Here is a 6,056-nt window from a genome sequence, read left to right on the forward strand (position 1 = left end):
CTAGCCTTTGTGCGTCCACCACGTCTCAAGCAGTGTCGGCAGCAAGCCTTGGCGCAACTGTTGCCAATGGGTGGGGTCACTGACATCGTCCACAAAAGGCGCAAAAGGCGGTGCAGCATAAATCAGTAATGCCAGTACGCCATAAATCAGCAAATACCACCATTTATCCTTGTGCTGATAAAACTTCATCGCCGTACCTGCCGAGCGTTTTAGGCGCATGCCTGTCAGATTGACGCTATAGATTTCATCCAGTGCCAAATGCACCATCGCGCCGCCAAATAAAAACAGACCATAAAACCAACTGGTTGTCAGCGGTAGATGCAGACCATAATAGCTTAGACAGGTTAACCCCAGTCCAAGTATCGCCATATAAGGCACAGAGTGGATGACGCCGCGATGCACCGTCATAGTGGTAAAAATATGAAAGATCACATAGCGCATAAAACCATACCCCGCGAGCCATAATGCGATCAATGCGAGCAAACTCAGATCGCTACGCCAATGCATGACCAGACCAAAAGCAAAGACAAACGAGGTGATATTAAAACCGAGCTTAATCGGTGTTGAATTATCTGAATCCAAATCTGGTAGTAATCCACCGATAGTACCAAGCGCCACGCATACTAAAAACCCTGAATCATCAATCAAGCCTGCCTTATAAACCGTCAAACTCAGAGTGCCGCTGACCATAAAAGCGACATTTAAGTGGGTATTAAAATTTGCCATAAAACTCATTCATCCATAGCGCTCAAAAAGACCTTTCGAGCGGTGCATCTAGCTGTAAAAAAGCGCCCCATGATACCATAGAGTAGCCAGACATCTAACAGAGATAGCCTTTAAGAGATAGCGCCTATGCCTGCCAGTGATTTACCTACCAAACCTGATTCTACCGCCTGTATTGAGCCGCCGTCTAAAATAGAGGGCACACTTGATAACAGCTTTGCTGAGATTGATTGGCAAGCGCCGTGGCTGTTGCACATTACTCAACGACATTACTTGAGCACCACTATTGAGCACCTTAGTAGACCAAGTCAGCAGATGAATAGCTTTAATGAATTGGATAGTTTGGATAATGCAGAAAGTCTAGATACGCATGGTATCAATGCTTGTAACATCAGCACGCCTGACACGATTGCCAACGTCTTAAAAACGGCGATGCAGCAGAAGGCCAGTCATTTAGAACAGCCATTACCGCAGACCAAACCTACCCATAACCAAACGCCTCAAACGCTACAGTTTGTCTCTCAAAATGCATTGCCTGAAGGGGAGGCTTACGAGCATTTCATCGGTACAACTGGAAACATTCCGACGCGTGATAACTTGCATGACCTATTTAATGGCAGTATTTGGCTGACGTTTCCCAAGACCAAAGCGGTGCTGAATTATTACCATATGCTGGAAATCGCCAAACAAGGCATCAGTGAGCGCCGAGGGCGTGTTCGCGACACTATTACGGTGTTTGATGAGAATGGGGCAGTTCTGGTCACGGCAGACCCTAATATTGGTGAGGCATTGGTTGATTTCGACTGGCAGTCAAGTTTGGTGAGACCCCGTGATAAATGGGACGATCCAACACAGCCTGATGACAGCGCTCAGGCAGCCGTGTATATCTTTGGGCATGCCTTACTAGAGCAGTTACTCTATCCGCGCAAACCCTTATGTGCGCACAGCATTGTCATCCATGTGACCCAACGTTTCTTTACCCTACCATTAGCTGAGTGTATACGTTTTTTGGATGACAAAGTTGCCGAATACATGGACACATTATTATCAAAAGATGACGTGACACCGCGCCAGCTTGCGCCATTGCCAATCTTAGGTGTGCCGCATTTCTGGGCAGAAAACGCAGAACCTAGCTTTTATGAAGACAGCTATGTATTTCGCAGTGGTCGACGCCAAAAGAATAAAAAGGAATGAGTCACTCAAGATCGGTTAGCCAAACCTTTGGTACGTTTACGATTGTGCCACGATTTGACAACGTCCAGACGTTAACAAAGCCTCATATGTTTGTTATGGTAAAAGGACGTTTCTGTTAAACAGCAAAGAGATGGTTATCTCTTTTGTTAACACAGAGTCACATCAGACCGTTTTATTAAACTGCTCTGCTGATTAAAGATATATCGATCATCTATTGAGCCACCCGTTATACATAAACTTATAAGAATTTATGTCTAGGATCTATAACAACGATAAGGAAGCTATCATGAGTGATATTTTTAATGTAAAAGACACCCTTTCAGTTGCTGGCAAGGAACATGCCTACTACAGCCTGCCCAAACTTACCGAAACTTACGAGCATATCAAAACGCTACCATTTTGTATGAAGGTCGTGTTAGAGAATCTACTGCGTAACGAAGACGGTGGTCAGTCAGTCGGCAAAAACCATATCGAAGCGGTTGCCAATTGGGATGCAGGCGCCGAGGCGTCAAAAGAAATCGCCTTTATGCCAGCGCGTGTGGTATTGCAGGATTTCACCGGTGTGCCCTCAGTCGTTGATTTGGCTGCGATGCGTGATGCAGTGGTCGAGCTTGGAGGTCGTGCTGAGCAAATCAACCCATTTATCCCTAGTGAACTGGTCGTCGACCACTCGGTACAGGTCGATGCTTATGGCCGTGAGGATGCGCTGGATCTCAACGAAAAGATTGAATTTAAGCGTAATAATGAGCGTTATGAGTTCTTACATTGGGGCCGTAATGCCTTTGAGAACTTTGTCGTTGTCCCGCCCGCGACGGGTATCGTGCACCAAGTCAACCTTGAGTATCTTGCGCGCGTGGTCATGGCAGCAGAGGTCGATGGCGAGCTGACCGCCTATCCTGACACGGTATTTGGTACCGACAGTCACACGACGATGATTAATGGTATTGGCGTACTGGGTTGGGGCGTTGGCGGTATCGAAGCTGAAGCGGCGATGCTCGGTCAGCCATCTTCTATGCTGATTCCGCAAGTCGTCGGGTTTGAGCTGACAGGCAAACTCAGTGAAGGCGTCACCGCGACGGATTTGGTATTGCGTGTGGTCGAGATGCTACGAGCACATGGCGTAGTCGGTAAGTTTGTCGAATTCTACGGTGAAGGCTTGCATCAAATGCCATTAGCGGATCGGGCGACGATTGCCAATATGTCGCCTGAGTATGGTGCGACTTGTGGTATCTTCCCGATTGACCAAATGGCGATTGATTATCTGCGTCTATCAGGCCGTGACGAAGCGCAAATTGAGCTGGTCGAAAAATATGCCAAGGCGCAAGGCTTATGGCATGATGCCGATACACCAGCGGCGACTTACTCAAGTAAGCTAGAGCTTGATCTGTCCTCTGTCCAGCCAGCACTGGCAGGCCCTAATCTGCCGCAGCAGCGTATCAACCTGTCTGATATGCACGAAAAATTCGGCGAAACGCTTAAGAAGATGACCAAGGACCGCAAGGCAGAAGTTGAAGGCAAAGTACGCTTTGATCAAGAAGGCGGCGAGCAAGAGCAAGCGGAACACTTGGCAGCTGAACCCAACATCGACGTTGATACCGAAACTGACGATAGCAAAGGCTACCAGCCAGCCAATAACGTGTTCTCAAGCGTTAATATTGACGACAAAGAGCACAAATTGCGCGATGGTTCCGTGGTGATTGCCGCTATTACCTCTTGTACCAACACCTCAAATCCAGCCGTTATGATTGGTGCTGGATTGGTCGCCAAAAAGGCCGCTGCCAAAGGCCTCAAAGCCAAGCCTTGGGTTAAGACCTCATTGGCGCCCGGCTCAAAAGTAGTGACGGATTACTTAGAAAAAACCAAACTGATGGATGAGCTAGAAAAAACAGGCTTTTATCTCGTTGGTTATGGTTGCACCACGTGTATCGGTAACTCAGGGCCGCTTCCTGATGTGATCGAAAAAGGCATCGAAGAGAACGATTTAGTCGCCTCAGCGGTGCTCTCTGGTAACCGTAACTTCGAAGGTCGTATTCACTCACACGTCAAGGCCAGCTACCTAGCATCGCCGCCATTGGTTGTCGCTTATGCCTTAGCAGGTACAGTCGATATTGACTTGACTACCCACCCACTCGGTCAAGATCAAGACGGCAACGATGTGTACTTAAAAGACATTTGGCCAACGTCAGATGAGATCAACGAGCTGATTGCCAATAATATCGATGCTGATATGTTCCGTAAAAACTATGGTGAAGTGTTCGATGGTAGTAAAGAGTGGAACGCGATTAGCTCAGCCGATAGTCAGCTATATCCATGGGATGAAGGCTCAACGTACATCAAAAACCCACCGTTCTTTGATGGTATGACCATGGAGCCAGAAGGTATCCCTGATATCGAAGGCGCGCGTATCTTAGGTCTATTCGGTGACTCAATCACCACCGACCATATCTCACCTGCAGGCAATATTGATCCAAATTCACCAGCAGGTAAGTACCTGCAAGAGCGCGGCGTCATGGAAGCGGACTTCAACAGTTATGGCTCACGCCGTGGTAATGATGCAGTCATGACCCGTGGTACCTTTGCCAATATCCGTATCAAAAACCAAATGATGGGCGGCAAAGAAGGCGGTTATACCTATTACTTCAAAGATGACAAGTCGACGCTACAAGATGGCGAAGAAATGGCCATCTATGATGCAGCGATGAAGTATAAAGAAGATAAGCGTCCACTCGTCGTCCTCGGTGGGGCGGAGTATGGCTCAGGCTCTAGCCGTGACTGGGCAGCGAAGGGTACGATTTTGCTTGGTGTCAAAGCGGTACTCACCACCTCATTCGAGCGTATTCACCGCTCAAACCTCGTCGGTATGGGCGTGCTGCCATTGACTTTCAAAGATGGCGAAGACGCTCAAACCTACAAGCTCGATGGCTCTGAAGTGCTGAGCATCACTGGCCTAAACAATGGCGAGAGCAAAACCGCTCAAGTCACTGCCACCCGCGCCGATGGCTCGACTGAAACCTTTGAGGTCAATGTCGGTCTACAGACACCAAAAGAGCGCGAATACGTACGTCATGGCGGCGTACTGCACTATGTATTACGTCAGCTAGCGGCGGAGAGTAAGAGCGCTGCTTAGTGGTTCGTTAGACTTACAACGAAAAAGCCCAGTCTCCTTAATGTAGGGGATTGGGCTTTTTTATGGGTAGTTAGATTTTATAGAAAGTAGCTTATTTGGACATTTATAGCAGCTTTTTTAACCCTTCTCAGTCAATAGCTTAACCCCCAAACCAATAAAAACCACGCCGCTTATTTTATTTAACAGAACTTCGATAGCTGGGTTTTTTCTTAAGTTGGCACTAAATCTTGATGCCAATAAAGCAAGGCACAAACACCATACAAAGCCCGTCAGCGCAAAACTCAATCCTAAGATCAGAAATGACAAGGCGCTATGAGCATAGCTAGGATCGATAAACTGCGGAAAAAATGCGAGGAAGAATAGCGCGACTTTTGGGTTAAAGACATTGGTTAATACGCCCTGTTTGTATATTTGCCAGTGCGCTATAGAGTTGGCAGGTGCAGATGGGCTGCTTTTTGGTAAATGATTTGCCAGTACAGAAGGCTGCTTGCTCATCAGCATTTTTATACCCAGATAGCATAAGTAGCTGGCACCGATATATTTTACAACCGTAAAGGCCAGAGGCGAGTTGATCAAAATGATCGATAGACCCAATGCGGCGAATACCGTGTGTACCAAGATGCCTGAAATGATACCGAGGACAGAATAAAACCCTGCTGCGCTGCCATGTGAGACGCTGCGGGTAATGATATACATCGTATCGGTGCCTGGAGTGAGATTTAACAAAATCGCCGCCAAGACAAAGCCCAGATAGTTTTCGATACCGAACATGGCTCATACTTCCTTGTGATAGCAATAATAGGGGAGTGTTTTATTTATCGTTTATTTCGTAGTTTACCTGGTATCGGTCGTCATGAGCAGCTCATATCGATGATTTTTATAAACGACAAACGAAAAAAATCCCAGTCACTGGATGATGACTGGGATTTTTTAGTGTTCGCTTATTAGTCTAACCTGATGCTAAGCAAAAGTGCTAATAAGTGACGCCGAATAGTGGCGTCCCCAGGGGGAT

General features: G+C 47.2%; 4 protein-coding genes. 2 read left to right on the top strand and 2 right to left on the bottom strand.

What is annotated here, in order from left to right; translation table 11 throughout:
• Complete coding sequence (locus tag B3V51_RS10160) at window positions 1–726, bottom strand: metal-dependent hydrolase (RefSeq protein ID WP_212564085.1); 726 nt, start codon at window positions 724–726, stop codon at window positions 1–3.
• A 126-nt stretch (window positions 727–852) separates the two neighbouring features.
• Between B3V51_RS10160 and B3V51_RS10165 the strand changes: the two genes are divergently transcribed.
• Window positions 853–1,917: a DUF3025 domain-containing protein gene (locus B3V51_RS10165; RefSeq protein ID WP_212564086.1), complete on the top strand. Its 1,065-nt coding sequence runs from the start codon at window positions 853–855 to the stop codon at window positions 1,915–1,917.
• Between the two features lie 286 nt (window positions 1,918–2,203).
• Window positions 2,204–5,044 (top strand): aconitate hydratase AcnA, encoded by a 2,841-nt coding sequence (gene acnA, locus B3V51_RS10170; RefSeq protein ID WP_212564087.1) that lies wholly within the window; start codon window positions 2,204–2,206, stop codon window positions 5,042–5,044.
• A gap of 117 nt (window positions 5,045–5,161) precedes the next feature.
• On the opposite strand, the gene B3V51_RS10175 is transcribed toward acnA, so the two are convergent.
• Window positions 5,162–5,815, bottom strand: a complete 654-nt coding sequence (locus B3V51_RS10175; RefSeq protein ID WP_286708351.1) for a LysE family translocator — start codon at window positions 5,813–5,815, stop codon at window positions 5,162–5,164.
• Between the last annotated feature and the right edge of the window lie 241 nt (window positions 5,816–6,056).

The sequence above is a fragment of the Psychrobacter sp. UBA2514 genome (assembly GCF_002341255.1).
Taxonomy (GTDB): Bacteria; Pseudomonadota; Gammaproteobacteria; order Pseudomonadales; family Moraxellaceae; genus Psychrobacter; species Psychrobacter pacificensis.